The organism is Rhodococcus sp. APC 3903, from assembly GCF_030407755.1.
GTDB lineage: Bacteria > Actinomycetota > Actinomycetes > Mycobacteriales > Mycobacteriaceae > Rhodococcus_F > Rhodococcus_F erythropolis.
The window spans coordinates 264,305-290,185 of record NZ_JASDCV010000003.1 but is presented as its reverse complement, the minus strand read 5'-3'; the positions used below and the strand labels follow the sequence as shown (position 1 = coordinate 290,185).

The window sequence follows — 25,881 nt, the reverse complement described above, 5'->3', positions numbered from 1 at the left end:
GCGTACTGCGATGAATGAGGTTACTGCGACGTTTGAGATTACCGTGTCCGGGATTCACCCGAAGACCCTGTCGAAACCGACACACCGCAATCAGTCCGCCTGCAACACCAACTTGCGACCGGGGTCCGGCGACATCGGAACGCTGTCACGCTGCAGCATCCACGACGCGATGTTGTGGAACAACGGTGCTGCCGATTGACCGCCGCCGCCGTCCACACCGCGAACCGGTGCGTCGAGCATGATTCCGATCACGAATCGGGGGTTGTCCGCGGGCGCGATTCCCGCGAAGGTGATCCAGTAGTTGGAGTTGGAGTAGCACTTGCACGCGGGATCCACTTGCTGCGCGGTGCCGGTCTTTCCGCTGACCTGGTATCCCTCGACGCCCGCGGCAACACCAGTTCCTCGCTGGTTGCCGGTGTCTTCCTGAGTGACCGACCGGAACATGTCCCGAACCGTCGACGCTGTCTGGGCGCTGACCACCTCGACACCCTCGGGCTGCGGCGTCTCGGTCCGAGTGCCGGAAGAATCGACAGTCGACTTCACGATTCGCGGAGGAATTCGCACACCGTCGTTGGCAATGGCCTGGTACATCCCGGTCATCTGCAAGGTTGTCATCGAAAGACCCTGCCCGATCGGCAAGTTCGCGAAGGTTCCGCCGGACCACTGATCGCGACTCGGGACGCTGCCCGCGCTCTCGCCGGGAAGTCCGACGTCGGTGCGTTGTCCGAGGCCGAACCTGTTCAGCATGTCTGCGTAGCGATCCTCGCCCACTCGCTGAGCGAGCATCAAGGTGCCGACGTTCGAGGACTTTCCGAACACACCGGTAGAGGTATACGGGGCCACACCGTGATCCCACGCATCCTTGACTGTGGCACCGGACATCGTGATGCTGCCCGGGACTTGCAGAACTTCGTCCGGAGTTGTCTTGCCGTCCTCGATGGCCGCTGCTGCGGTGACGATCTTGTTCACCGATCCGGGCTCGAACGGCGTACTGACCGACGGATTGCCCATTTCGGCTGTCGGCGCGTTCTTGTCGATGCCGATCGCGGGGTTGAAGGTGCTGTCGTTGGACATGGCCAACACCTGTCCCGTCTTGGAGTCCATGACCACAACCGAAGCGTTCTTGGCGCCCGACTTGTCCTTGGCGATCTGGACCTGCTGCTGAACGTAGAACTGGAGGTCCGAATCGATGGTCAGCTCGACACCCGAACCGTTGACGGCCGGTTGCTTGTCACGCCAGCTACCAGGGATCACAGCGCCGTCGGAACCGCGGTCGTACGTTTCGGATCCATCGGTTCCGGCGAGCGTGGAGTCCATCGAATCTTCGAGGCCGAGCAAACCGTGCCCGTCCCAGCCGGTCGCGCCGACGAGATTCGCCGCCAGAGAGCCACCGGGGTACTCGCGGATGTCCTGTCGCTCGAGGCCGACCTCCCGGAACTTGTCCGAGATCTCGGCAGCAACCGCCGGATCCACGCTGCGAGCGAGGTACGTGAAAGTCTCGTTGCTGTTCATCTTCTGAAGCAGATCTTTTTCCGGAACGGTATCGCCGAGCTTGGCGTGGATTCCGGCGGCGATCTCGGCGAGGCGATCGCTGACTTCCGGCGCCTGCTTGTCACCCTCGGCGCCCTGCTCGATGCTCTTCGCGCGCGCTTCCTCGAGTTCCTTGCGTACTCGCACCGGCTGGAAAGTCAGCGCCTTGGCTTCCATGGTGAACGCGAGGGGGTTTCCGTTGCGATCGGTTATCGAGCCGCGTACGGCCGGATCGACCTGCGTCGTGGTTCGTTGATTCGCAGATTCCGCAGCCAGGCTCGGCGCATCGATTCCCTGAATCCACAAGAGCTGCAATGCCGCAACGGCGAGCGCACCACACATGGTGATACGACCGACTCGCTGACGAAACGGAAATGAGGCAGTGGCCGAGCGGCGCGGACGCCGACCGGGGTTGTTACGGGAGTTCTGACTCACCGACGTTCCTCAGGCGGAGCAGGCACCGCCGTCGTGGTGGCGGGTGCTGTCGTCGTGGGGATCACAGGAACCAATTGTTCACTCTGCGCGAGGTTTCGCGTGTTATTCGGAACGCTCGGCGTGGCTCCAGGAACAACCGGCGTTGTGGTGCGCGGCGGTGTCGCGGTCGGTGCGGGCACCGATGTGGGCGCATCGAGCGGCGGCATCGCGCCGGCAGTCGCGGGAGTCGGCGTTCCGACGACCTCGACCGAACCATCCGGATGAACTACCAGACGTGCAGGGTCCTTGGCGGGGACCATGCCGAGAGCGCTTGCCTGATTTGCCAACTCCGGAGCCGAGTTACGCGACTGGAAGTCACGTTCGAGCGCTGCTTTCTGCTCGACCAAAGACTGGTTGTATGCACGTGCATCACTGAGTTGGTACGAATCCTCGGCAGCGCGAGTGGTCAGCAGCAGAGTCACCGCGAGACCGATGGACAGAAGTCCGATAACGGAGGCCACGAACGGTACCCGCCCCTTGAGCATCGCCCGAGGAGAGATCGACGGGCCGGCAGCAGCGGCAGTTCCGGTCCGGCCTGCCGCCCGTGCGGTGCGCTTGTCGTATGCGCGTTGCGCTGCACCGGATTTGCCCTGACGACTCATGCCCGCCTCCTGGAAATGCGTTCTGCGGCACGCAAACGCACCGGAGCTGATCGTGGGTTCTCTTCGATTTCCTGCTCAGACGCACGTTCTGCGCCACGGGTGAGAATGCGGAACTCCGGCCCCATACCCGGCAACTCGACCGGTAGACCTTCGGGACTGGTGGACTTCGAGCGGGGAACCAACTCCGCCTTCACAACTCGATCCTCGAGCGACTGGTAGGACATGAACACCACTCGCCCACCGACTGCCAGTGCATCGAGCCCGGCAGGAACGGCCGCACGAAGCGAATCCAACTCGGCATTGACTTCGATCCGCAGCGCTTGGAAGGTGCGCTTGGCCGGGTGTCCACCCGTACGCCGCGTGGCCGCCGGGATTGTTCGGTACAGCAACTCGACCAGAGCTGCACTGGTGGTGAATGGTTCACGCTCACGCTGCCGAAGGATCTCGGACGCAATCTTTCCGGCGAACCGCTCTTCGCCGTACGTGCTCAGAATGCGAGCAAGGTCGCCGTGACTGTAGGTGTTCAGGACCTCTGCCGCGGTCAGCCCGACCGTCTGATCCATCCGCATGTCGAGAGGGGCGTCGATCGAGTACGCAAAACCTCGGTCGGCTTCGTCCAACTGCATCGACGACACACCCAGATCGAAGAGGATCGCGTGAACCGACTCCGTCGACGGCAGACCTGCCTGTTCGAGCGCGTCTTCGATCCCGTCATACGTGGTGTGCACGAACGTGGTTCGGCCCGCGAATGGCGCCAGACGCTCGGAAGCGATGCGGAGTGCGTTGGTGTCGCGATCGAGACCGATGAGGTGAAGGCCCGGGTACTTGCCGAGGAAGAATTCGGAGTGGCCACCGAGCCCCAACGTCGCATCGATCATGTATGCGCCTTCGCCACCGTCACCGACGGCGGTGATGGCAGGGCCGAGAAGATCGTCGGCACGATGCAGAAGTACGGGGACGTGCGCGAAGCCATCGGCATCCGAGGGTTCGTTCACCTCGTGATCCACCATGATTGCTCCGGCTCCTACTTTCATGATTTCCGATGACTTTTCGAAAAGGTGCTGACTTTCCGAGAAGGCGATGACTGTTCGAGAAGGCGAATGCTTCGAGGTCCCTGCCCGAAGGAGAACCTGGCGCTGGGGAAGTGCGTCAGGGTCTTTCCGGGCAGAGGCCTCGCGGCATTCGCCGGGGGCTCTTCGCCTAGACGATCTCGCTGAGAGATTCGCCTGTTGCCTGCGAATAGTCCTCTTCGTTGTCTCCGAGATACCTCTCCCAGGCTGCTAGATCCCAGATCTCGAGGTAATCGACGGAGCCGGTCACTACGCATTCCTTGGACAGGTTTGCGTAACGCCGATGATCAGCCGAGAGGGTGATTCGCCCCTGGGCATCGGCGTGCTGTTCATCTGTACCGGCGGCCAGGGCACGTACATACGCCCGAGCTGCCGGATCATTGCGTGGAGCTGCCGCTGCCTTTCGAGCAAGCTTGACGAACTCGTCCCGGGGGTAGATGGCGAGGCTGTGATCTTGACTCTTGGTGATCATCAATCCTCCTGCCAGTTCGTCTCGGAACTTTGCCGGCAACGTGAGCCGACCTTTGTCGTCGAGCTTCGGCGTGAAGGTACCGAGGAACACTCGACACCTCCTGCGAGCTTGCGCTGAAACCCTCCCTATCGAGCGGATCGTGCTTCAGCTCTCCGCCCGAACCCACAGTACCCCACTTTCCCCCACAAACAAGGAGCACATGGTCCCTATTCAGCATCATTTGCTGATAAATAGCAGGTCAGCGCAGGTGGGGATACGTGGGGGAAATTTGCAACCGTGTCCCGGCCCACACCGCCGCCATATCGACCCTTCACGCCACGATTTGTCGCTCCCCCAGACAAAATCGCAGTACAAGCGCGGTTTTCGAATAGACGTGAGCGGGACGAGGTCTGGTCGTGCGTTGCAGTTCGACCAGGGTGGAGGAAAGTGGAGGGCCGAGTGGAGCGAAGTGGAGGAAGCCCGCGGGCTTGCCTAGGGGCGACCGTGGGTGGCGAGTGATTCGCTCGCGCGTCACTGATTCACTTCGATGGATTGCCGGCACACATGTACAACACCCACACCAACGACGTGTGGTCGTCCGTGCCCTACAGAGGGCGTCATGTCCGAACTGCACCACTCTCGAAGTACGCCCGAAGAAGGGCGGGAGAGCTAGTCCTGCTCGAACCTGCGTTTGAATCGATCTTCCATCCGCGACGAGAATCCGCCGCCGGACTTGCGGCCGCGTCCCCGCCCGGATCCACCGGCACTACCCCTACCCGGCGGACCGGAGGGATGATTGCCACCTTCGGAAGCGGGTTCGGCTGCTGCTGCGGACTTGCGTCCACCACCCCAGAGGAACAAGACCCCTGCGCCGAACATGAACAAGAAACCGAACAGGCTGATGATCGGAAAACCGCCCGGCTTGAGCGGGAGGGCAACCCCCGCGATCAGCAGGACCAGACCCAGCACGAATAGAGCCGCTGCTTGGAACCGCCGTCTACTCGACGGCGCCCGCATACGGCCGCCCCTCACATTGGAGGCGAACTTGGGGTCTTCGGCATAGAGAGCGCTCTCGATCTGATCGAGCATGCGCTGCTCGTGCTCGGAGAGTGGCACGGTACCTCCCCCGGCACTGGAAGTTTGGCAACCACCCCACGGTGTGGGGCGGCGGGTAATCAAGTTGGACGATTACCTGTTTTCATAATACGAGCAGTTTAGGTCTCGGACCACCAACTCCGGGTACGAGTTCCGCCACAAGCGTACGTATTCGTGCCGAAGGGCCCCGATTCGGCTCCATTTGCCTGTGCGGACCAGGAAATTCCCCGGAAACAACTGCCAACACGGACCATTTGTTCACGACGCTCGCAAATGCTCGGACGCGTCCTGACCGATGAAATCTTCGACCGCCGTGAGAAAACGACCGACCTCGGCGAAGAATGCATCGGAATCGGAGTCCGTGATCACGATCGACACACCGGTTTCCACGGCCGCACGCGCAGCGGACCACCCCGCGAAGAACTTCGACCACGCTCCGAACGCGGGCGCTGCGGCGTCCATCAGAACCCACGCGTTTCCGCTTCGCTTGCGCTTCGATCCGGCACCGGCAGGAGCGGCGGCCAACACTGCCCCGGCACCACGTAGTGCTGCCAGATAGGCACACCGGAACCGGTCGGCAGGATCGCCCGCCCCAATCGCTTCCTCGAGAAGCGCATCCGCCTTCCGGAGGAGCCCCCACGCCACACCGGACTTTCCGACTTGCGCAGTGCGGTGGCTGGCGTCCGTCGCACCGAAGGACCGCCTCGCCGATATCGGCAATCGCGAGATTGCGGCATCCGACGGGCTCGACAACTCGGCCGGAAGAGTTCGTTGGCACTTCACACGATCAGGCTTTACATGCTCGGACATCGGGGCACCTCCTGCACCGTAAGGATCCAAGGCCAGGTGGGCCGGAGATGCCCGCTTCCCTTCGGGCATCTCCGGATCACCCACATCGAACATCTGTTCGACCTATTCAATATAACTGCACCCACCGACACGCCGTCAAGAGAAGAGGTGAGACCGGTCGACCCGCAGATCGCCTGGACACCACATACGGTCGACCTCGATCGTGAAGAATTCGCGAGTCGACTCCACGAGGCACTGGCCGTGTACGTCACTGCGATGGACTATCCGCGAGGAACCGAGTTCCATCGCGCACCGATGTGGCAGGAGCACGCGAACCGGCCTGGCTGGAAAGCCGTCGGCGCATTGGCGGTTCCCGAGCAACCGTCACACGAAAATCTGCCGCTGGTGGGGATCGCTTACGGGTATCGCGGGAGCCCGGACCAGTGGTGGCATCAACAGGTACTGCACGGGCTTCGGCGCTCGGGTCGCCCTCAGAGCGAGATCGACGCGATTCTGAGCGACTACTTCGAACTCACCGAACTCCACGTGCATCCGAACGGTCAAGGTCACCGATTGGGCGAATCGCTCTTGCGCCACCTCCTCGTCGATCGAACCGAACGCAGCGTTCTGTTGTCGACACCTGAGGTGTTCGACGAGGACAACCGAGCCTGGCGGCTGTACCGCCGTCTCGGCTTTTGCGACGTGCTCCGCAGATTTCGTTTTGCCGGCGACAACCGGCCATTTGCGGTTCTCGGCCGTGGACTGCCGCTGTGAGCGCATTTTTCGACGCCGTCGTCGTCGGTTCCGGACACAACGCGCTCGTTTCGGCCGCGTATCTCGCACGTGAGGGTTGGTCGGTCGAGGTTCTCGAGAAGGACACGGTTCTCGGCGGTGCCGTCTCGACCGTCGAGCGATTTCCCGGATACAAGGTGGACCGGGGGTCGTCTGCGCACCTCATGATCCGACACAGTGGCATCATCGAGGAACTCGGACTCGGCGCGCACGGCCTTCGCTACATCGACTGTGACCCGTGGGCGTTCGCTCCGCCCGCCCCTGGCACCGACGGGCCGGGCATCGTGTTTCATCGCGACCTCGATGCAACCTGCCGGTCCATCGAACGAGCTTGCGGGACAAAGGACGCCGACGCGTACCGGCAGTTCTTCGCGGTCTGGTCGGAGCGCAGCCGACACGTGATGCAGGCATTTTCCACACCGCCCACCGGATCGAACCTGATCGGTGCGTTCGGAGGACTGGCCACAGCGCGCGGCAACAGCGAACTGTCGCGGCAGTTCCTCGCGCCTGGCGACGCACTGCTGGACGAGTATTTCGACAGTGAGGCGCTCAAGGCAGCGTTGGCGTGGTTCGGCGCCCAGTCCGGGCCTCCGATGTCGGAACCGGGAACCGCTCCGATGGTCGGCTTCGCGGCCCTCATGCACGTCCTACCGCCCGGGCGAGCAGTCGGAGGGAGCGGCGCACTGAGTGCTGCGTTGGCCTCCCGGATGGCTGTCGACGGCGCCACCGTCGCGCTCGGTGACGGCGTGACGTCGATCCGCCGGAACTCGAACCACTGGACCGTCACAACCGAGAGCGGTCGAGAAGTTCACGCTCGCAAGGTAATCGCGGGTTGCCACATCCTCACGACACTCGATCTCCTGGGCACCGGAGGATTCGACCGAACCACGCTCGATCACTGGCGGCGGAAGATCAGGGTCGGCCCCGGCATCGGCGCTGTATTGCGACTGGCAACATCTGCGCTCCCGTCCTACCGCGGCGACGCCACGACACGGGAAAGTACCTCGGGATTGCAATTACTCGTTTCCGATCGCGCCCACTTGCGCACTGCACACGGCGCAGCACTGGCGGGGGAACTGCCTCCTCGCCCTGCGGTTCTCGGAATGAGTTTCAGCGGAATCGATCCCACGATCGCCCCGGCCGGGCGGCATCAGGTGACACTGTGGTCGCAGTGGCAGCCGTATCGTCTCAGCGGACATCGCGATTGGGCGTCGGTCGCCGAGGCCGAGGCCGACCGGATCGTCGGCGAGATGGAGGCTTTTGCACCCGGATTCGCCGATTCCGTCCTCGACCGCTTCATTCAGACTCCCCGCGACATCGAGTCGGAATTGGGGATGATCGGCGGAAATGTCATGCACGTCGAGATGTCACTCGATCAGATGATGTTGTGGCGACCGCTTCCCGAACTGTCCGGCCATCGCGTTCCGGGAGCAGACGGGTTGTATCTGACCGGAGCATCGACGCATCCCGGTGGTGGTGTGTCCGGAGCCAGTGGTCGCAGTGCGGCTCGAATCGCACTGTCCGACAGCCGCCGGGGTAAAGCGAGTCAGTGGATGCGTCGTTCGAGCAGGTCGTGAAGGTCACCCACCGAACTTCACCCGCCGACACGCCCCCGCCTCGATGACTGGCTACGCCACGGCTGGCACGATGACCACTGTGCAACAGTCCACCGATCCCGCCGCCAAGCCGACCAGTCGGAAACGTTTCCTGACGGTTGCCGCGCTCGCCCTCATGCTTGTTCCCTTGCTTGCCGGGTGCATCCGCGTGCAGGTGTCGATGGGAGTGTCCTCGAACGATCGTGTGACCGGACAGGTGGTAGCTGCCGCTATTCCGGCGAACGAGGCGGACAAGGGTCCGCAGCTGACCCCGCCTTCCTCGCTGGAGGACAAGATACGGGTTCAGGAATACAAGAAGGACGGATACGTCGGCAGCCAGGCGTTCTTCAGCGACTTGTCCTTCGGTGACGTCGCCCAACTGGGCTCGATGTATGCCGAGGGATCCGGGTCGTTCCAGATCACCCTCAAGCGATCCGGGGACACCGTCACGCTCGACGGCAAGGCAGACCTGAAGACGGTTCCAACTCAGGGCGCCGACGTCCAGGTCAGCATCGCCTTCCCGGCACGGGTCGGCACGACCAACGGAACACGAGACGGCGATTCCCGGGTGTCGTGGACTTTGCCCGCCGGCGAGGTGTCGACAATGCGCGCCGAGGTCAACTACGCGGACCCCAGCACCCGAAGCTTCGCCGGGTGGGCAGGAATCATGGCCGGACTGGCGCTCGGTGTCGCGATTATCGTCGGTGCAATGGCCTGGATGGCGCGCAATCGAGCACCGATCAAGCGCGCGCCCGCCGCGAAAGCACCGGCCATGAAGACGCCTGTCACGAAATCACCTGGCAGCAAGCAAGCTGACAACAGGAATCCGAAAAACACCACGAAGTAGCGCCTGACGATTGCCCCCTCGATAGGTGTCGAGCGGGGCAACCGGGATCAGACGGCTTGTGCTGTCCCGACAGAGGTGTCGGGGGTGAGACCGAGTCGCTCGAGGACCTCACTGGTGGCGCGCGCGAAATTCAACGTGATGAAGTGCAGGCACGGAGCGCCTTCGGCGATCAACCGCTCTCCCATCTCGGTGGCCAGATCGATGCCGAGTTCGCGGACCGCTGCACGGTTCTCGTCCGGACCGCTTCCGGCCGCGGCGTCGAATCGGCGTTCGAGGGCGGGAGGCAACGACGAGCCCGAGAGCTCGAGCATGCGCCTCACCGAGCGCAGCGACGTCACCGGCATGATCTCCGGGATGATCGGCTTGGCGCCCTGTTCTGCGTCGTATGCACTCACCCGGTCACGGAGACGCAGGTAGTCCTCCACGTCGAAAAACATCTGCGTGATCGAGTACTCGGCGCCGGCACGCAACTTCGACACCAGGTACTTCGTGTCGTACGCCAAGTCCGGAGCGCGGTAATGCCCCTCGGGGAACGACGCGACGCCGACGTGGAAGTCGCCCAGGTCACGGACCATCCGCACGAGTTCCTCGGCGTACTCGACGCCTTCGGGATGCTTCTTCCACTCGCCGAGCGGATCGCCGGGCGGATCGCCGCGCAACACGAGGATGTTGCTGATCCCACGATCGGCGTACGCACCGACCATGGCGCGAAGTTCTTCGGTGCTGTGCGAGACGGCAGTCAGGTGAGCAACCGGCAGCAGGGTCGTCTCCTCGGCCAGTTCGCCGGTGACGCGCACCGTACGATCGCGCGTCGAGCCACCTGCGCCGTAAGTCATCGAGACGAACGCCGGTCCGAGCCGCTCGAAGGTACGCACCGCACGCCACAGGCGCGCTTCGGCGTCAGCGTCGCGCGGCGGCGAAAACTCGACCGAGAACGGAATACGGCTACCTGTCGAGGAAGCGATCCGATCGACGATCGACGGTGTTCGGGTGGCCCACCCCTCGCTGGAGCGGCCCCTGACTGGATCGAATGTCACCGGTCAAGCATATGTTTTCCAGCTGCAAACAAGCTCATCGCCCAGGACCGCGTATCCCGAATGTCAGGATCACGCAGTTCACGGCCCGAACCCCCGTTGATTCCAACCCCCACTAAGCTGGGCCTCAAGCTCGCTTCCGTGTAACCCTCCGGCGCGAGAACATACCGATCTTGGAGGCCACCCTGTCCGCAGGAACCGCGCGCGTTGGACAGAGTTCGACCAACACCGCACCGCATCCGACCTCACTCGAACTGCCAGGCATGTTCGAAGGAGCGCTCCGCGACTTCTTCGATTCACGCCGCGAACTCGTCTCGAACATCGGCGGTGGATACGAGAAAGCCGTCAGCACCCTCGAAGCCTTCGTCCTGCGCGGAGGAAAGCGCGTCCGGCCCTCGTTCGCCTGGACGGGATGGCTCGGCGCCGGAGGCGACCCGAACGGGAGCGACGCGGAGGCGGTGATTCGTGCATGCGCGGCCCTCGAACTGGTGCAGGCCTGCGCGCTCGTGCACGACGACATCATCGACGCATCAACGACCAGGCGCGGCTTCCCGACCGTTCACGTCGAATTCGAGGACCAGCACCGAGGCGAGGAGTGGAGCGGCGACTCCGCGCACTTCGGCGAGGCCGTCGCCATTCTCCTCGGCGACCTGGCCTTGGCCTGGGCTGACGACATGATCCGAGAATCCGGGATCAGCCCCGACGCGGCCGCACGAGTGAGCCCGGTCTGGTCGGCAATGCGCACCGAGGTGCTCGGTGGCCAATTCCTCGACATCAGCAACGAAGCCCGCGGAGACGAGACCGTCGAGGCAGCCATGCGGGTCAACCGTTACAAAACCGCCGCGTACACGATCGAACGCCCCCTGCACCTCGGCGCCGCACTGTTCGGTGCAGACGCCGAGTTGATCGATGCCTACCGGACGTTCGGCACCGACATCGGGATTGCCTTCCAACTTCGCGACGACCTGCTCGGTGTCTTCGGAGATCCGTCCGTCACGGGCAAACCGTCGGGCGACGATCTCATCGCCGGCAAGCGGACTGTCCTGTTCGCGATGGCGCTTGCCCGCGCCGACGCCGCAGATCCGGCGGCAGCAGAACTGCTCCGCAACGGAATCGGCACCCAGTTGACCGACAACGAAGTCGACACTCTGCGTCAGGTGATCACCGATCTTGGCGCCGTCACCGACGTCGAAACGCAGATCGACACCCTCGTCGAGGCAGCTGCGAACGCCCTCGACTCGAGCACGGCAACGGCCGAGTCCAAGGCTCGCCTGACCGATATGGCGATCGCGGCCACGAAGCGAAGCTACTGACCGTGGCAGACGTGCACCGCACTCGAACCGTCAGCTTGCCGACCGATCGAGTCGTGATCGTCGGCGCGGGACTTGCCGGACTGTCTGCGGGGTTGTATCTGCGTGGCGCCGGCCGCGACGTCACGATCCTCGAGAGCAACGGCTCGGTCGGCGGGCGAGTCGGTGTCTACCAGGGCAGTGACTACAGCATCGACAACGGCGCAACGGTGCTCACGATGCCCGAACTCGTCGAAGACGCTCTTGCGGCCGTCGGCGCCGACCCCGACTCGACAAACCCCAAATTCGTTGTGCACAAGCTCGATCCGACGTACCACGCGCGATTCGCAGACGGCACCGCTCTCGATGTTCACGCCGACCCCGAAGACATGGCTGCCGAAGTCTCTCGTGTCTGCGGGCCGGAAGAAGCGCAGCGATACCGTGCGTTGCGGCGATGGCTGAACCGCATCTTCGACGCGGAATTCGACCGCTTCATGGACGCCGACTTCGATTCTCCCCTCGGACTGGTCAATTCGCGTGGCGCAGTCAAGGATCTGAGCCGACTCGTCGCACTGGGAGGATTCGGGAAACTGGGCGGGCAGGTGGATCGCAAGATCCGCGACCCTCGCCTCCGGCGGATCTTCACTTTCCAAGCGCTGTATGCGGGAGTTGCTCCGTCTCGAGCCCTCGCGGTGTACGGGGCGATCGCTCACATGGACACCTCACTGGGCGTCTACTTTCCCGAGGGTGGGATGCGCACGATCGCCGAATCGATGGCCGACGCTTTCACCGAGGCCGGCGGAATTCTGCATCTCGGCCGCACGGTCGAACGACTCGAGGTAAGCGACCGTCGCGTGCGTGCCGTACACACACGCGACGGTGAGAGCTTCGACTGTGACGTCGCAGTCCTCACCCCCGACATGGCCGTCACAGACTCGCTCTTGCGCCCGCTTACGCGATTGCGTCCGCGACCGGTGCGTACATCGCCGTCCGCGGTCGTGATTCACGGCACTGTTTCTTCAGCCGTCGCCGACGGATGGCCCGCGCAGCGACACCACATGATCGACTTCGGCGAGGCGTGGAAGCGCACCTTCGCCGAGATCACGGCACGCCGCGGCCGCGGGCAATTGATGAGTGATCCGTCACTGCTCGTCACCCGACCGGCGCAGACCGACCCGAGCCTGGCCTTCTCGCGAGACGGCCGGATCCGTGAACCGCTGTCAGTCCTCGCGCCGTGCCCGAATCTGGACAGTGCGCCGCTCGACTGGGCAGTTCTCGGCCCGGCCTACGTGCGTGAAATCATCCTCACGCTGCAAGAACGTGGCTATACGGGACTGGTCGAGGGGTTCGATATCGATCACGTCGACACCCCGCAGACCTGGCTCGAGAAGGGCATGGCCGCGGGTAGCCCGTTCGCGGCGGCACACACCTTCACCCAGACGGGGCCGTTCCGACGCAAGAACCTCGCCCGCGGCTTCGACAACGTCGTTCTCGCCGGATCGGGAACCGTTCCGGGGGTGGGAGTACCGACCGTTCTGCTGTCCGGCCGGCTCGCCGCCGAACGTATTACCGGTACACGCGAGCGAGCCAGCGCGGTGGGCACTCGTGCGAGCAACTAAACTAGCCCCTCGTAACCGACCATTCATCCACGATTCACCGACTCGGGCGCTGCATGCGCCGATCGACACCGATCTCCTCGGGGGAGGAACCTGCACCGATGACGTCCTCTGCCGCAGCCACTGAAAGACCGTGGCACCTAAGGGCCGCCAATTTCCTTCGGACTCCCGAAGGTCACAGTGCACTGCTCGGTTTCTTCGGCGCAGTCATGATCACGTTCGGCGGATTCGGGGCCGGTAGCGTCCGGCGCCAAGATCCGCTGCTCGAGTCGATGCATTTGTCCTGGCTCCGTTTCGGACACGGATCGATTCTGTCGGCGGCCATCGTCTGGATCGGTGTCCTGTGCATGATCGCTGCCTGGGTTCGACTGGGCCGCTCGACTCTGCGCGGTGACGTCTCGTTGCGCGGCCTGCGCTACGTCGTCCCGGTCTGGACGTTTCCACTGCTGTTCGCGGTGCCCATGTTCAGCCGCGACGCCTACTCCTACCTGGCACAGGGCGCCTTGTTACGCAACGGCTTCGACCCGTATGCCGTCGGCCCCGTCGTCAATCCGGGAATCCTGCTCGACAACGTCTCCAACGTGTGGACGACGACAACTACCCCGTACGGCCCGGTTCACCTTCTCCTTGCCGACGCCATCGTTCGGCTGACCGGCGAGAACGTCATCGCCGGCACGATGCTGTTGCGGATCACGATGCTGCCCGGACTCGCCCTGATGATGTGGGCCGTTCCCCATCTCGCGACGAAGCTCGGCGGAAACACCTCGATCGCCCTGTGGCTCGCAGTACTCAATCCCCTCGTCCTGATCCACCTGATCGGCGGCGTTCACAACGAGATGCTCATGGTCGGCCTCATGGCCGCGGGCATTGCGCTCGCTCTCGAACGCAAGCACCTGTTCGGAATCGGGCTGATCGCACTCGCCGTCGCGATCAAGGCAACCGCGGGCGTCGCACTTCCCTTCATCGTCTGGATCTGGATGATCCACGAGCGGGAGGACGCGGCCGCGGCCGGGCGAGAACCGGCGTCACCGATCCGATCGTTCGTCAAAACGGCCGGTGCAGGTTTCGCGGTATTCGTGGCGGTACTCGGATCCACCTCACTGATCGCCGGAGTCGGCCTCGGCTGGACGACCGCACTCTCGGGTTCGGCAAAGATCATCAACTGGCTCTCGCTGCCCACGATCGTGGCGCACATCGGAACCATGGCCACCTCCTGGTTCGCCGGTGACCATTTCAACGACATCCTCGAAGTCTCCCGGACCATCTCGGCGGTTGTGTTGATCGCGATCATCGCCGTCGTGTGGTGGCGCTACCGCAAGACCGAGCGCGACGCCGTCATGGGCATCGTGATCGTAATGGTCGCCATCGTCGTTCTATCCCCCGCAGCACTCCCCTGGTACTACTCCTGGCCGCTGGCAGTAGCGGCCGGTTTCGCAATGTCGCCGACGACTCTCGCCGTACTGACCGGGCTGTCCACCTGGCTGATGCTGGTGTTCCAGCCTGACGGATCGATCGGCCTCTACACCTTCCCGCATGTGGCTCTGGCCATCGTCGCTGCCGTGATCGCGGCTATGTCCTTGCAGACGGAAGATCCACTCAGACTTCGTGGACGCAAACATGAGAAACCGATCGAAATGACGTCAGCCGCCTCGGCGCCCTCGACGTCAGAATCTGCGTGATCCGCGTGTCATGAACGCATTGTCTGCGTCCTATGAATTCTGCGAGGACGTGACGAGGGAACACGGCCGAACGTACTTTCTGGCCACTCGGTTGCTGCCCGAGCCTCGACGCCGCGCAGTTCACGCTCTCTACGCATTTGCTCGCGTCGTCGACGACGTCGTGGACGAACCCTCGGGTCCGCATGAACGAGGCACGGTGCTCGCCGACGTCGAACGTGCAGCCGTCACCGCACTCGACAACCCCACTGCGACAGGTGGCTTCCCGTCGACGGTTCCCCTCGACCTGACACGCGTACTCCCTGCCTTCGCCGATGCTGTGAAGACGTTCGACATTCCGCGTGCATACTTCGACGCCTTCTTCGAGTCCATGCGGATGGACGCCCCCGACACCGCGAAGTTTCGACCCGTCTACAACACGATGGACGAGCTTGCCGAGTACATGTACGGCTCCGCCGTCGTCATCGGTTTGCAGATGCTCCCGATTCTCGGAGTGAGCGTTCCGCAGCAGGAAGCTGTAGTGCCCGCGTCGAATCTCGGTGAGGCGTTTCAGCTGACCAACTTCATCCGCGACGTCGGTGAAGACCTCGACCGGGGACGTCTGTATCTCCCGGCGGGCGAGTTCGCCGCATTCGGGGTCGACATCGAGATGCTCGAGCACGGGCGCAGAACCGGAACGGTGGACGTTCGGGTCAAGCGCGCGCTGGCACACTTCATTGCCGTGACGCGGGGGCGGTATCGGTCTGCTGAATCCGGCATCCCGATGCTCGATCGGCGGGTCCAGCCGTCGATCCGCACGGCTTTCGTGTTGTACGGAGCAATTCTCGACCAGGTCGAGCGCGCCGACTTCCGGATACTGCATCGACGAGTGTCCGTTCCCGGACGCACGCGACTTCGAGTCGCTGCGCCGGGTCTGGTCCGGTCGGCAACCTACGCGGCGAAAAACCGCATGAGGTGAGTTGTCAGAAGGCCGGCATCTCAGAAAGCCATGGCCTGTGCGCGGCGGATGACCTCACGCGCGAGATCACCATGCAGTGCGTCCACCGGGCGCCCCGGCAGGGAATCGTCGGCCAGGAACAACCAGCGGAGGATTTCGACATCGGTGTAGCCGCCGTCGTGCAGCACCGCCAGCAGACCGGGCAACCACTTGACGATCTGGCCGTCCTCGCCGAAGAACACTTCGGGGACACCGAGAACGCCATGCCGCTTGACTGCGATGATCTTGTGATCGCGAAGCAACTGGTGAACCTTGCTCACCGGCAACCCGACGTTCTTCGCCACATCCACCAGCTGGAACAGGGAAACCGAAGAATCCAGGACATCATCACAATAAGGAATCGCGCTCATCGCGAGAAGTTTATCCGGTCCGGCGAGCCCGCTGTGTACCGCCCGGTGCAGTGCTCGAAACCGCCGCTCCGCTTGGGTCACAGCGCTCTGTGACGTTCTCGAGACTTCCGCGTCGGTATCGCTGGCTACGATGGACGGGATGCGGCGTATCAGTAACCGAGATTTCGCGAACCGGGATTTCGTGAACTGGGATTTCGTGGTGACCGCGAATCGGCGCCCGTACGGCGGGGGCCACTACTTACATGCTGACAGCTACCGCCCAGAGCACAACCACACAGATCGCAAGCACGGAGGAATAGTCATTACGGAGGTCGAGGGTTGATCGGCGAAATGCTCGAGCGCCGCTATCGAGTGGACGCACCGATCGCGCGCGGCGGTATGTCGACCGTGTATCGAGGCCTCGATACACGGTTGGATCGACCTGTCGCTATCAAGGTGATGGACCCGCAATTTGCCGGCGATCCGGCGTTCCTGACTCGTTTCGAGTTCGAGGCCCGGGCCGTGGCCAGACTCAAGCATCCGTCCCTTGTGGCCGTCTACGACCAGGGCAGCGATCGCAATCACGTGTTCCTCGTGATGGAACTCGTCGACGGTGGAACTTTGCGCGAACTCCTTCGTGAGCGCGGACCGATGCCGCCTCACGCCGTCGCGGCAGTCGTGGCACCTGTCCTGGACGCGTTGGCGGTGGCGCATCGAGCGGGACTGGTTCACCGTGACGTCAAACCCGAGAACATCTTGATCTCGGACACCGGCGAAGTGAAGATCGCCGACTTCGGATTGGTGCGTGCAGCCGCGGCAGCAACCACCACCTCCAACAGCGTGATCCTCGGCACCGCAGCCTATCTGTCGCCGGAACAGGTGACGTCAGGAATTGCCGACACTCGAAGCGACGTCTACTCGACCGGCGTGTTGATGTTCGAACTTCTCACCGGTACAACACCGTTCACCGGTGATACGTCACTCTCCATCGCCTACCAACGCATCCACGACGATGTCCCGCGCCCCGGTTCACGCATCCCCGGTGTACCGGTGCAGTTCGATCGCCTGGTTGCCGAAGCCACTCACCGCGAGCCGGCACATCGTTTCGCCGACGCTGGTGAGATGGCAGCTGCACTTCGCAGTGTGAGCGAGCAACTGGAACTTCCGTCATACCGCGTTCCGGCTCCGCGTCGAAGCGCCCAGCACCAGAGCGCGCAGGTTGCCCCGGCTCGGCCACAACCGGCGCCTGCGCCCCCGACGGATGTACACCCGAACTCTGCTGCGCGCCCGAACCCTGGTGCCACGACGGTATTGGCGTCCGGCGTGGCCCCGGCTGCGGCAGCCACCACGGCGCTCGGCACGGGCTCTCCTCCCCCCGGTGGCATTCAGCACACTCGCGCGGTCACCGCACAAACTGCTCGTCCGGCGACGGTCGACGGCGACTCGGATTTCGACGACGGTTCCGATTTCGGCGACGACCAACTGGGACCTGACGATCCGCACGCTCATTTTGTCGAAGCACGACGCAAGTCTCGACGAGCCACCCTGATCTGGCTGCTCGTCATCGCGGTCCTCGCGCTTGCGTTGGGCTTCGGCGGATGGTGGATGGGCTCGGGCCGCTATACAGCTGTTCCCTCGATCGACGGGCTGACCAAGGACACTGCGGTCACCGCTCTGCAGGACGCCGGGCTCTCCCCCGACGTCCAGGGTCAGTACTCCGACGCCCAACCCATCGACACGGTGATCGGGACAGACCCGGCCTCCGGCTCCAGGGTTACCAAAGGCTCGACCGTCGCGCTGCTGACTTCGCTCGGGCGTCCGACTGTTCCGCCCATTCCGGCCGGCGGCGACGTCTCGGCCCTGGGCGCACAACTCGCCGACCGTACTCTCGTCGCGGTCGACGGCGGGGACACATTCAGCTCCAAGATCCCGATCGGCGGCGTGGCGGCGCTCGACCCGGCGCCGGGAACCGAGGTTGCCGTGGGCTCCTCGGTCAAGGTCATCACGTCCAAAGGGTCACCGCCCGTTGACATTCCCGATGTGAAGGGCATGTCCGAGAACGCTGCGCGCGCCGCCCTCGACAAGGTAGGTATCTCCGTCAGCACCACCAGAACAACGTTCGACGACGCCGTCGAGGGCGGTAGCGTGATCGGCACAGATCCCGCAGTCGGGTCCTCCGTCAACGCGGGCACCTCCGTTGTTCTCCTCATCTCCGACTCCGTCAAGGTTCCCTCGCTGATCGGCCGCTCCGTCTCCTCAGCACGCGAAGAACTCGGCCGCCTCGGCCTCGAGATCACCGTGCGTCAGCTCACCCAGAACGACAGCTCGGTCATCATCAGCCAGAGCGTCAAGAACGACCTCGTTGCCAAGGGCACCGACATCAGCGTCGTCGCAATTCCCTGACAGTCCGCTTCGGCCTAGTCTGAATTCATGGCCACGTGGGAACCCGAGAGCATAGGGATACTCGACTTGCCGTCGGGGAGATCGATTCGGGGTCGAGGACTCCGCAATCCACTTCCTTCCGGGCCTCTCCCCACCTTCGGTGTCTATCTGACCGGTAAAGAACCTCCCGCCACCGAGTGGGATTCGGTGTGGGTCCGCTGGCGAGATTTCTGGTTGCCGAGCGATCCCGACGCGCTGCGCAGCGCCTTGCACGAAGTGTGGGTGCGTTCGGAAACCGAAAGAGTCGAGATCGCGTGCGGTGGCGGATTCGGCCGCACCGGAACAGCTTTGGCCGCTCTTGCCATTATGGACGGAGTGCCGAGTGAGGACGCCACCGCGTACGTTCGCGCACGCTACTCACCTCGCGCCGTCGAAATGCCCTGGCAGCGCCGATTCGTCACACGATTCACGAAATAGCGAACGCCCCCACCGGCGCGAGCGGGTGAGGGCGTTTGCTGAAAATCAGTGCCAGTGCGAATCAGCTTCGGCGAAGCAGGGTTTCAGCCTCGCAGCATCTCGGCCACGAGGAACGCGAGCTCCAACGACTGTTGGGTGTTCAATCGGGGGTCGCACGCCGTCTCGTAGCGACCGCCGAGATCGAGATCTGAGATGTCCTGCGCGCCGCCGAGGCACTCGGTGACGTTCTCACCGGTCAGCTCGACGTGGATACCACCCGGATGCGTGCCGAGGCCGTTGTGGACCTCGAAGAAGCCCTGAACCTCGTCGACGATGCGATCGAAGTGGCGCGTCTTGTACCCGGTGGAGGCTTCGTGGGTGTTGCCGTGCATCGGATCGCACTGCCAGATGACCTGGTGGCCGGTGGCCTGGACCTTCTCGATGATCGCCGGCAGCAGGTCGCGGACCTTGCCGTTGCCCATGCGCGAGATCAGAGTCAGTCGACCCGGCTTGTTGGTGGGGTCGAGACGCTCGACATATTCCACCGCCATTTCCGGCGTGGTGCTCGGACCGATCTTTAGGCCGATCGGGTTGGAGACCAACTCGGCGAAGGCGATGTGCGCGCCGTCGAGCTGACGGGTGCGGTCACCGATCCAGAGGAAGTGGGCCGACAGGTCGTAGAGCTTGGGGTGGTCGCTGTCGTTGTCGAGACGCAGCATCGCGCGCTCGTAGTCCAGAACCAGGGCCTCGTGGCTGGCAAAGATCTGTGCCTGGTGCAGGCTCGGATCGGTGACGCCACACGCGTTCATGAACTGCAGGCCGCGGTCGATCTCGGCTGCCAGTTGCTCGTAACGTGCGCCCGCGGGCGAAGCTGCGACGAACTCGCGGTTCCAGTCGTGCACCTTGTGCAAATCGGCCATTCCGGCGCCGGTGAGCGCGCGAACCAGGTTCATCGCGGCGCTGGCGTTGGCGTATGCGCGCACCAGACGCGAAGGATCGTGCGCACGGACTGCCTCGTCGGCGACGAGCGAATTGATCATGTCGCCGCGGTACGACTTGAGCCCCAGCGAGTCGATGTCGGCAGAACGCGGCTTGGCGTACTGGCCGGCGATGCGAGCAACCTTGACGACAGGCATCGAGGAACCGTAGGTGAGCACGACGGCCATCTGCAGCAACGTGCGGATGTTTCCCTTGATGTGCGGCTCGGTGTTGTCCGCAAATGTCTCGGCGCAGTCACCGCCCTGGAGCAGGAATGCTTCACCACGCGCGACCTGCGCGAGACGCTCTTGCAGCGCCTCGACCTCGCTGGCCACCGTGATGGGAGGCACGCTCTCGAGCACAGTCCGCATGGCGGCCGCCTGGTCAGCGGGCCACGAGGGCTGCTGAGCAGCGGGCTTCGCGAGTGCCTCGTCGAGCTGCTTACGCAGTCCGGCAGGCAGCGGCGGGAGTTCGGGCAAGCGGTCGATCGGCACGTCGACAGTCCAGTTCACCTCTACAGGATATTCGCTCGCCCGTCGGCGCGTCACACAGGCTCTCGATCGCAGCCCAATCGGGACACTTCTCGCGCACCGAAACCTGAGTCAGCGAAGTGAACGTGCTGCCCAAATCGCGTCGAACTTCACGAGGTTGTGCCTGGCGTCGGCAAGTGCGTCGTGTGCGTCGGCGGGCGCTGACGGGAGGGCAGGACTGCCGTTGTCTTCCCAGAACTGTCGGAGTTCGCGGGTGTACCGCGGCATCGACTGCGGTAGTTCGGTCATATCGCCCCACAACTGGCACAGCGCGACGTGGTCGTATGCGGCTACCCACGCCCAGAGCTCCGGAACGACCATCGGCCGCGGAACGAAGAATTTCAGAAGATCGTCGCGGATCTTCTCGCGTGATTTCCACAGCGGCGACGAAGGCTGCGGCAACTTCGGCAGCACGTTCTTGCGCACCCAACTACCGGCACGGGCGGGATCGAACTCCGTCGAGACCGCGTAATACTCTCGGCCGTCCTCGCAGACAACGCCGATGGACACGAGATCGATGGTTCGACCGTCTTCGATGAATTCACAGTCGTAGAAGTAGCGCACGTCCGAAAACTATGCCGCACGCGCAGGCTCTGGAGCCAATGCGCGTGCGGCAGGTGTGGGAAATCTCTAGCTGGCCTGTGCGTCCGGGAGCGAATCCTTGTCGGTCTTCGCGGACTCCTTCGACTCGGCCGAGACCACGAGATCAACAACCGACTCGCCGCCTTCCGCCGGAACATCGACGGCAGCTTCGGGTTTCGTGGGCGCCTGGTTCTTGAGGCTCGCCGCGTAGATGTCCACGTACTCCTGACCGGAGAGTTTCATCAGCTTGTACATCACTTCGTCGGTCACAGCCCGCTCGACGAAGCGGTTTCCGCCCATGCCTTCGAAGCGGGAGAAATCGATGGGTTCACCGACGATCACGGTGACCTTCGCGGGGCGCCACATCCGTGAGCCGATCGGATTCATCTTGTCGGTACCGACCATCGCAACCGGGATCACCTTGACGCCCGATTCGAGCGCGAGGCGCGCCATTCCGGTCTTGCCCTTGTAGAGACGACCGTCAGGCGAACGCGTTCCTTCGGGGTAGATACCCAGCAGACTGCCCGAACCGAGAACCTTGAGACCGGCGTTGAGCGCATCCTGCGCCGCGTCCGCGCCGGTTCGGTCGATGGGGACCTGTCCGACCGCGGTGAAGAACCACTTCTGGAAAGCGCCCTTCAGGCCGGAACCGGTGAAGTACTCGCTCTTGGCAAGGAAGGTGATACGGCGGTTGACGCGAAGCGGAAGGTAGAACGAGTCCAGAACCGCCTGGTGATTGCTGGCCAGAATGGCCGCGCCGTCAGTCGGAATGTTCTCGTGACCTTTGACCGTCGGACGCCCGAGCAGCCAGAGAATCGGCCCCAGCAACACATACTTGAAGAGCCAATACCACACGGCGTCCCTCCCATTCACAGCTGAATTTCGCTGAGTACGACCTTACTGCCGACCGGTAACCCCCGCTACACACGCCCCTGGAGGATCGACCCGATCACAGTCCGGCAGACGTGGTTCCAGCGCCGTCGACCCCACCGAGATCCTGAGGCACTACCGAACGCGCCAATGCGGCGGCGCCCACCATGCCCGCAGCTTCGCCGAGTTGAGCCGAACGGATTCGTGCCAGTGGGCGGTGCTTCGCGCCGGTCAACAATGTCGCGTACTGCTCACGGGCGTCGTCGAGAAACAGTGGGGCAGAACTCGCGACGCCGCCTGCGATCACGACCAGATCGGGATCGTAGACGTCCCCGACCATCGCCAATCCGACGGCCAGCCAACGTGTGAACTCGGCAATGGTTGCCAGAGCGAGTGGGTCACCGTCCTGCGCGGCGTTGGCGATCCGGCGACCGGTGAGGGAACCCGGATCCACCGCTACTTCGCGCGCCAGAACCGTCGACGCAGCCGGGTCGGCGGCCAGCAGTTCGATTGCCGTGTCCACGAGCGCCGTTCCGCTGCAATAGCGCTCCCAACACCCACGCTTGCCACACGCACACTGACGCCCGCCTGGCACGACCTGGATGTGGCCGAGTTCGGGGGCGACGCCGTGACTGCCCCGGTACAGCTCACCGTTGATCAGCAGCGCGCCGCCGATTCCGGTCCCGATTGCCACCATCACGACATTGCGGCCACCTGCGGCCGCGCCGAATCGGTGCTCCGCGAACGCCGCTGCATTGGCGTCGTGCTCGAGAACGACCGGCAATCCGAGCCGCTTACTCAAGTCACTACCCACCGGCGCGTCCACCCAGGGCAAGTGCGGCGCGAACCGAACCGAGCTTCGATCGGAGGTGATGAAGCCGGCGACCGCCAACCCCACGGCAGATACCTCGTGCCGGGTCACCAGTTCGCGTACGACGCGATCGAGGCCGTCTTCGAGAGCGCGTGCGGACTGCGGGGTCGGGGCTTGAATCATCTCGAGCACTTGTCCGTCGACGTCCACGACGGAGGCCCTGATGCTCGTTCCGCCGACGTCGATGCCGACCGTCAAGATGTCGTCCATGGTGGAGTCGGAGACCGCTTTCAAGCGGCGCGCGCTCATCGCGCCAATTCCCGCGCGAGCGGCGCCCGCTGGAGTGCGCACCCTGTATCGGTGCCTCGTGCGTCGGTGACCATTGTGTCGATTGTGCTCATCTCGGGCCGTCAGCTCTACCCGGGGTACTAAGTCAGTCCTTGACCGTCACGTTGATCGGGACAAATGCCGCCGTTCGAGTTCGCTCGGCACCTGGCGTCGTCGCTCCGCTGTCCGGTCCGCGATCCGGGCCGGACGGCCCCCCGAGAAACTCGTCGAGAATCTCGCGAAGCAATGCGAGGAACGCCGCTGCGTGACCCGCGAGAAACGCCAGTAGTTCGTGGTGCTCACCGCGAACCAGTGCAGCGAGAGCGCACACCGGGCACCAACTGCAGCCAGTGAACACCGGCTGCGTGTCCGCTGACGCCGAGTCACCCGCAACGTCGGCCGTCGCTGCTGCAGCCTTTTGCAAGACCGGTTCCAGGCGCGTCAGAACGGTATCCGCCAGCGCGCGAAATTCCGCGACGAGGCGCTCGTGCTCTTCGCTCATACTGGCCACACCGCGGGATCCGGGCTGAACCGGATGATCAGGTAACTGCCGTCCAACTCCGCCCCGTTCACGACACAACGACGCAGCACCGACGCCAAACGAACTCTGCGTCGTACGCCGTCTGCTCCCACCAGCACATCGTCCTCCACCCGGCCCAACGACAACGACGACGGATCCACGAGCGGAAGGTACATCCGCATCACGTACACCGAATCGACTCCGGCCCCCGACTCCAACGACACCACGATGTTGTCCGCGGTGTCGACAGCGTCGATTGTGTCGACGGTGTCCGAATCCGTGCCCGTTCCACCCTCGAACGTGGCCGCGATCTCGCCCAGAGCCGCCAACCCTACCGGTTCGGCGCAGGCGCGCTCGACCGTTGTGACGGACATTCCATCAGTCGATCCACGCAATTCGTCGACGACGAGTGCCTGTGACGCCCTGATCGAAGCGAGCCACTGCGCCGCCGGCGAATCGTCGACACCCTTCCCGGCCGACGAGTTGAACTGCGGGACAAGGTTGTTGACCACAATCCCGTCGACTCGCAATCCGGCCAGAGCCAGACCGGACAACGTCCGGCGAGTCGCCGCGGCCGATACGCCATCGGCCGACGTCACAACGCGCACGCTGGTGTTCTCCCGATCCGAGAGGTGAACGGCGATTCGATCCACCGACGCGAGCACGCGTTCGATGACGGACACGAGTAGCAACACTCGCATGTCCGAGCCCGTCACGGCGACCATCCGCCTGTGCCGCGGCCACAATCGCTCGAGATACTCCGACACCATCGACGGCGACCCGAGGATCCGCAGTGCTTCGGCTGCGGCCGGACAGTCCACGATCACGAGGTCGTAGTCACCGCTGCTCGAGATATCGACGATCTCGGAGAGTCCGAGTATGTCTTGGATCCCCAGGGATCCCGTCAACTCTTCCGGTTCCAACCCCTCGAACGACGAACCGTGTTCGTGATCTCCCGCTCCGAAATTTCCTGCAGCATCGATCAATCCCGACAGTCCTCGGAACTTTTCCTCGAGGAGCTCGGAAGTGTCGAGTTGCCGGACGTCGAGGCGCTCGGCGAGAGGTGTAGTCGTTCGCAGCGCCGGCACGCCCACGACATCCGCGAGAGAACCTGCCTGATCGATCGACACCAAAAGCACTCGTGCCCCGTCGGACGCAGCCGACACAGCCGTCGCCGAGGCAAGCGTCGTCGTGCCTGCTCCGCCTTTACCGACGAACAGTTGGACGCGAGATCGTTGCTCCGGCACTCAGCCCTCGACTCGCTTCTTCAGTTCTTTCAGAGCTGTGTCGGTAATGATCTTCTCGGCCTTGCGCTTGAAGAGACCGATCATCGGAATCGTCAGGTCGACCGTCAACTCGTAGGTGACAGAGGTGGTGCCGTTCGGGCCGGGCTCGAGTGTGTACGAACCGAATTGGGACTTCTGGATCTCACCCGAGATCAGCTCCCAGCTCACTGCCATCCCGTCAGGCGCCCACGAATACTGCAGTTCGTAGGTGTCCTTCACCATCCCCGCGTCGAGGACAAAACGCACTCGGTCCGCGCGGCCGCCCTGCCCCGGCGCCGTCACCTCGACGGACTTCGCCGCGGCCACCCATTCGGGGTACTGCGCGAAATCGGCGATGACGTCCATCACGGCGTCGGCAGGGGCGTCGATGCTGATCAACCCCTTGGTCTTCTCGGCCATACGACTGCGCTACCTTCCTTCGTCAAAAGTCCAGAACCTGCACAACGAGCACTACTTCGATTATCAGTCCGGTGCTACCCCGGCGGCACGTCCTGCTTCGAGTTCGCGCTTGAGCTGGAAGGACATGACCTTGCCGTCGACCCGACGCTTTCGGTTCATCCCGGCGAGGTCGAGGTTCGCCAGATCCGACGGTGATACGCCGACCGGTTCACAGTGCAGGAAGTAGTGCGCGATCGTCCCGTCCATGACCGGTTCGAGCCACACCTCCATGGTGCCGACCAGCTGACCGGACACTCCCCAACGGAATCCTGCGGGACCGCGATCTTCCCGGACTTCGAGCGCAAGATCACTGAACCAGCGACGCCACCGCGCGCGCGAGGACAACAGTTCGGCGACCCGCTCGGGCGGGGCGGCGATGAAAGTCTGGTCTGCGACCTGAATGCTGCTCACCGAAGTAGCTTCACATATCGCGTCGGCGAAGCGTCGAGGGGTGTCGCACCACTACATACCGGACAGACTGTAAGCCTGGCCACAACTGCGTCGGACATGCGACT

Annotated in this window: 25 protein-coding genes; 9 read left to right on the top strand and 16 right to left on the bottom strand. The window is 63.6% G+C overall.

Annotated elements, in window-relative coordinates; genetic code table 11:
- Positions 1-90: 90 nt before the first annotated feature.
- The 6 genes from QMA15_RS06040 to QMA15_RS06015 form a co-directional block, all read right to left on the bottom strand.
- Complete coding sequence (locus QMA15_RS06040) at positions 91-1,965, bottom strand: penicillin-binding protein 2 (protein WP_020908076.1); 1,875 nt, start codon at positions 1,963-1,965, stop codon at positions 91-93.
- Complete coding sequence (locus QMA15_RS06035; RefSeq protein ID WP_019748878.1) at positions 1,962-2,606, bottom strand: hypothetical protein; 645 nt, start codon at positions 2,604-2,606, stop codon at positions 1,962-1,964. The genes QMA15_RS06040 and QMA15_RS06035 overlap by 4 nt, the downstream gene beginning before the upstream one ends.
- Entirely contained in the window at positions 2,603-3,616 is a 1,014-nt protein-coding gene (gene rsmH, locus QMA15_RS06030) for a 16S rRNA (cytosine(1402)-N(4))-methyltransferase RsmH (RefSeq protein WP_029255554.1), read from the bottom strand. The genes QMA15_RS06035 and rsmH overlap by 4 nt, the downstream gene beginning before the upstream one ends.
- Positions 3,617-3,806: 190 nt before the next feature.
- Positions 3,807-4,238, bottom strand: coding sequence for a division/cell wall cluster transcriptional repressor MraZ (mraZ, locus tag QMA15_RS06025; RefSeq protein WP_003941779.1), 432 nt, complete (start codon positions 4,236-4,238; stop codon positions 3,807-3,809).
- A gap of 558 nt (positions 4,239-4,796) precedes the next feature.
- Entirely contained in the window at positions 4,797-5,243 is a 447-nt protein-coding gene (locus QMA15_RS06020; protein WP_019748880.1) for a DUF3040 domain-containing protein, read from the bottom strand.
- A 237-nt stretch (positions 5,244-5,480) separates the two neighbouring features.
- Entirely contained in the window at positions 5,481-6,032 is a 552-nt protein-coding gene (locus QMA15_RS06015; protein WP_020908080.1) for an SAV_6107 family HEPN domain-containing protein, read from the bottom strand.
- A gap of 147 nt (positions 6,033-6,179) precedes the next feature.
- Between QMA15_RS06015 and QMA15_RS06010 the strand changes: the two genes are divergently transcribed.
- The 3 genes from QMA15_RS06010 to QMA15_RS06000 all read left to right on the top strand — a co-directional run bounded on the left by QMA15_RS06010 (position 6,180) and on the right by QMA15_RS06000 (position 9,245).
- Complete coding sequence (locus tag QMA15_RS06010; RefSeq protein WP_195791322.1) at positions 6,180-6,785, top strand: GNAT family N-acetyltransferase; 606 nt, start codon at positions 6,180-6,182, stop codon at positions 6,783-6,785.
- The gene (locus QMA15_RS06005) at positions 6,782-8,380 is read left to right on the top strand and encodes an NAD(P)/FAD-dependent oxidoreductase (RefSeq protein WP_290283762.1); all 1,599 of its coding nucleotides are present in this window, start codon (positions 6,782-6,784) and stop codon (positions 8,378-8,380) included. The genes QMA15_RS06010 and QMA15_RS06005 overlap by 4 nt, the downstream gene beginning before the upstream one ends.
- A 70-nt stretch (positions 8,381-8,450) precedes the next feature.
- A complete protein-coding gene (locus QMA15_RS06000) occupies positions 8,451-9,245 on the top strand; it encodes a DUF3153 domain-containing protein (RefSeq protein WP_290283761.1) in 795 nt (264 codons plus the stop codon).
- 47 nt (positions 9,246-9,292) lie between these two features.
- Here QMA15_RS06000 and QMA15_RS05995 read toward each other — a convergent pair whose 3' ends face one another.
- On the bottom strand, positions 9,293-10,282 hold the full coding sequence (locus QMA15_RS05995; RefSeq protein WP_003941803.1) for a methylenetetrahydrofolate reductase: 990 nt from the start codon (positions 10,280-10,282) through the stop codon (positions 9,293-9,295).
- A 170-nt stretch (positions 10,283-10,452) separates the two neighbouring features.
- On the opposite strand from QMA15_RS05995, the gene QMA15_RS05990 reads away from it, so the two are divergent.
- From QMA15_RS05990 to QMA15_RS05975, 4 genes are all read left to right on the top strand, one after another.
- The gene (locus QMA15_RS05990) at positions 10,453-11,592 is read left to right on the top strand and encodes a polyprenyl synthetase family protein (protein ID WP_021344573.1); all 1,140 of its coding nucleotides are present in this window, start codon (positions 10,453-10,455) and stop codon (positions 11,590-11,592) included.
- 2 nt (positions 11,593-11,594) lie between these two features.
- Complete coding sequence (gene crtI / locus QMA15_RS05985; RefSeq protein ID WP_290283760.1) at positions 11,595-13,187, top strand: phytoene desaturase family protein; 1,593 nt, start codon at positions 11,595-11,597, stop codon at positions 13,185-13,187.
- 98 nt (positions 13,188-13,285) lie between these two features.
- Positions 13,286-14,863, top strand: a complete 1,578-nt coding sequence (locus QMA15_RS05980) for an alpha-(1->6)-mannopyranosyltransferase A (protein WP_020969867.1) — start codon at positions 13,286-13,288, stop codon at positions 14,861-14,863.
- A 10-nt stretch (positions 14,864-14,873) separates the two neighbouring features.
- A complete protein-coding gene (locus QMA15_RS05975) occupies positions 14,874-15,818 on the top strand; it encodes a phytoene/squalene synthase family protein (protein WP_029255559.1) in 945 nt (314 codons plus the stop codon).
- 20 nt (positions 15,819-15,838) lie between these two features.
- On the opposite strand, the gene QMA15_RS05970 is transcribed toward QMA15_RS05975, so the two are convergent.
- On the bottom strand, positions 15,839-16,207 hold the full coding sequence (locus QMA15_RS05970; RefSeq protein WP_003941747.1) for an Rv2175c family DNA-binding protein: 369 nt from the start codon (positions 16,205-16,207) through the stop codon (positions 15,839-15,841).
- Between the two features lie 318 nt (positions 16,208-16,525).
- Between QMA15_RS05970 and pknB the strand changes: the two genes are divergently transcribed.
- Both pknB and QMA15_RS05960 read left to right on the top strand, forming a co-directional pair.
- A complete protein-coding gene (gene pknB / locus QMA15_RS05965) occupies positions 16,526-18,589 on the top strand; it encodes a Stk1 family PASTA domain-containing Ser/Thr kinase (protein ID WP_153210982.1) in 2,064 nt (687 codons plus the stop codon).
- 27 nt (positions 18,590-18,616) lie between these two features.
- Positions 18,617-19,045 (top strand): protein-tyrosine phosphatase family protein, encoded by a 429-nt coding sequence (locus tag QMA15_RS05960; protein WP_020969872.1) that lies wholly within the window; start codon positions 18,617-18,619, stop codon positions 19,043-19,045.
- A gap of 83 nt (positions 19,046-19,128) precedes the next feature.
- On the opposite strand, the gene QMA15_RS05955 is transcribed toward QMA15_RS05960, so the two are convergent.
- From QMA15_RS05955 to QMA15_RS05920, 8 genes are all read right to left on the bottom strand, one after another.
- Positions 19,129-20,514: a class II 3-deoxy-7-phosphoheptulonate synthase gene (locus tag QMA15_RS05955; RefSeq protein WP_007730070.1), complete on the bottom strand. Its 1,386-nt coding sequence runs from the start codon at positions 20,512-20,514 to the stop codon at positions 19,129-19,131.
- 90 nt (positions 20,515-20,604) lie between these two features.
- Positions 20,605-21,096 carry a polyadenylate-specific 3'-exoribonuclease AS gene (locus tag QMA15_RS05950; protein ID WP_290283759.1) on the bottom strand — a complete coding sequence of 164 codons (492 nt, stop codon included), beginning with the start codon at positions 21,094-21,096 and terminating at the stop codon, positions 20,605-20,607.
- A 66-nt stretch (positions 21,097-21,162) separates the two neighbouring features.
- The gene (locus tag QMA15_RS05945; RefSeq protein WP_020969874.1) at positions 21,163-21,969 is read right to left on the bottom strand and encodes a lysophospholipid acyltransferase family protein; all 807 of its coding nucleotides are present in this window, start codon (positions 21,967-21,969) and stop codon (positions 21,163-21,165) included.
- Positions 21,970-22,063: 94 nt separating this feature from the next.
- Entirely contained in the window at positions 22,064-23,104 is a 1,041-nt protein-coding gene (locus QMA15_RS05940; protein ID WP_020969875.1) for an ROK family protein, read from the bottom strand.
- A gap of 124 nt (positions 23,105-23,228) precedes the next feature.
- Positions 23,229-23,624, bottom strand: a complete 396-nt coding sequence (locus QMA15_RS05935; protein ID WP_019748896.1) for a hypothetical protein — start codon at positions 23,622-23,624, stop codon at positions 23,229-23,231.
- Positions 23,621-24,889: an ArsA-related P-loop ATPase gene (locus QMA15_RS05930; RefSeq protein WP_019748897.1), complete on the bottom strand. Its 1,269-nt coding sequence runs from the start codon at positions 24,887-24,889 to the stop codon at positions 23,621-23,623. Before QMA15_RS05930 ends, QMA15_RS05935 begins: the two co-directional genes overlap by 4 nt.
- On the bottom strand, positions 24,890-25,327 hold the full coding sequence (locus tag QMA15_RS05925) for an SRPBCC family protein (RefSeq protein WP_019748898.1): 438 nt from the start codon (positions 25,325-25,327) through the stop codon (positions 24,890-24,892).
- Positions 25,328-25,390: 63 nt separating this feature from the next.
- Positions 25,391-25,777, bottom strand: coding sequence for a hypothetical protein (locus QMA15_RS05920; protein WP_019748899.1), 387 nt, complete (start codon positions 25,775-25,777; stop codon positions 25,391-25,393).
- Positions 25,778-25,881: the final 104 nt, after the last annotated feature.

What these genes read in the sequence shown, in the direction of transcription:
- QMA15_RS05970 (WP_003941747.1), bottom strand. Translation starts at nt 16,207, where the DNA reads ATGAGCGCGATTCCTTATTGTGATGATGTCCTGGATTCTTCGGTTTCC.
- QMA15_RS05980 (WP_020969867.1), top strand. Translation starts at nt 13,286, where the DNA reads ATGACGTCCTCTGCCGCAGCCACTGAAAGACCGTGGCACCTAAGGGCC.
- QMA15_RS06000 (WP_290283761.1), top strand. Translation starts at nt 8,451, where the DNA reads ATGACCACTGTGCAACAGTCCACCGATCCCGCCGCCAAGCCGACCAGT.
- QMA15_RS05960 (WP_020969872.1), top strand. Translation starts at nt 18,617, where the DNA reads ATGGCCACGTGGGAACCCGAGAGCATAGGGATACTCGACTTGCCGTCG.
- QMA15_RS06035 (WP_019748878.1), bottom strand. Translation starts at nt 2,606, where the DNA reads ATGAGTCGTCAGGGCAAATCCGGTGCAGCGCAACGCGCATACGACAAG.
- rsmH (WP_029255554.1), bottom strand. Translation starts at nt 3,616, where the DNA reads ATGGTGGATCACGAGGTGAACGAACCCTCGGATGCCGATGGCTTCGCG.
- QMA15_RS05975 (WP_029255559.1), top strand. Translation starts at nt 14,874, where the DNA reads ATGAACGCATTGTCTGCGTCCTATGAATTCTGCGAGGACGTGACGAGG.
- QMA15_RS05940 (WP_020969875.1), bottom strand. Translation starts at nt 23,104, where the DNA reads ATGAGCGCGCGCCGCTTGAAAGCGGTCTCCGACTCCACCATGGACGAC.
- QMA15_RS06015 (WP_020908080.1), bottom strand. Translation starts at nt 6,032, where the DNA reads ATGTCCGAGCATGTAAAGCCTGATCGTGTGAAGTGCCAACGAACTCTT.
- QMA15_RS05925 (WP_019748898.1), bottom strand. Translation starts at nt 25,327, where the DNA reads ATGGCCGAGAAGACCAAGGGGTTGATCAGCATCGACGCCCCTGCCGAC.
- QMA15_RS05935 (WP_019748896.1), bottom strand. Translation starts at nt 23,624, where the DNA reads ATGAGCGAAGAGCACGAGCGCCTCGTCGCGGAATTTCGCGCGCTGGCG.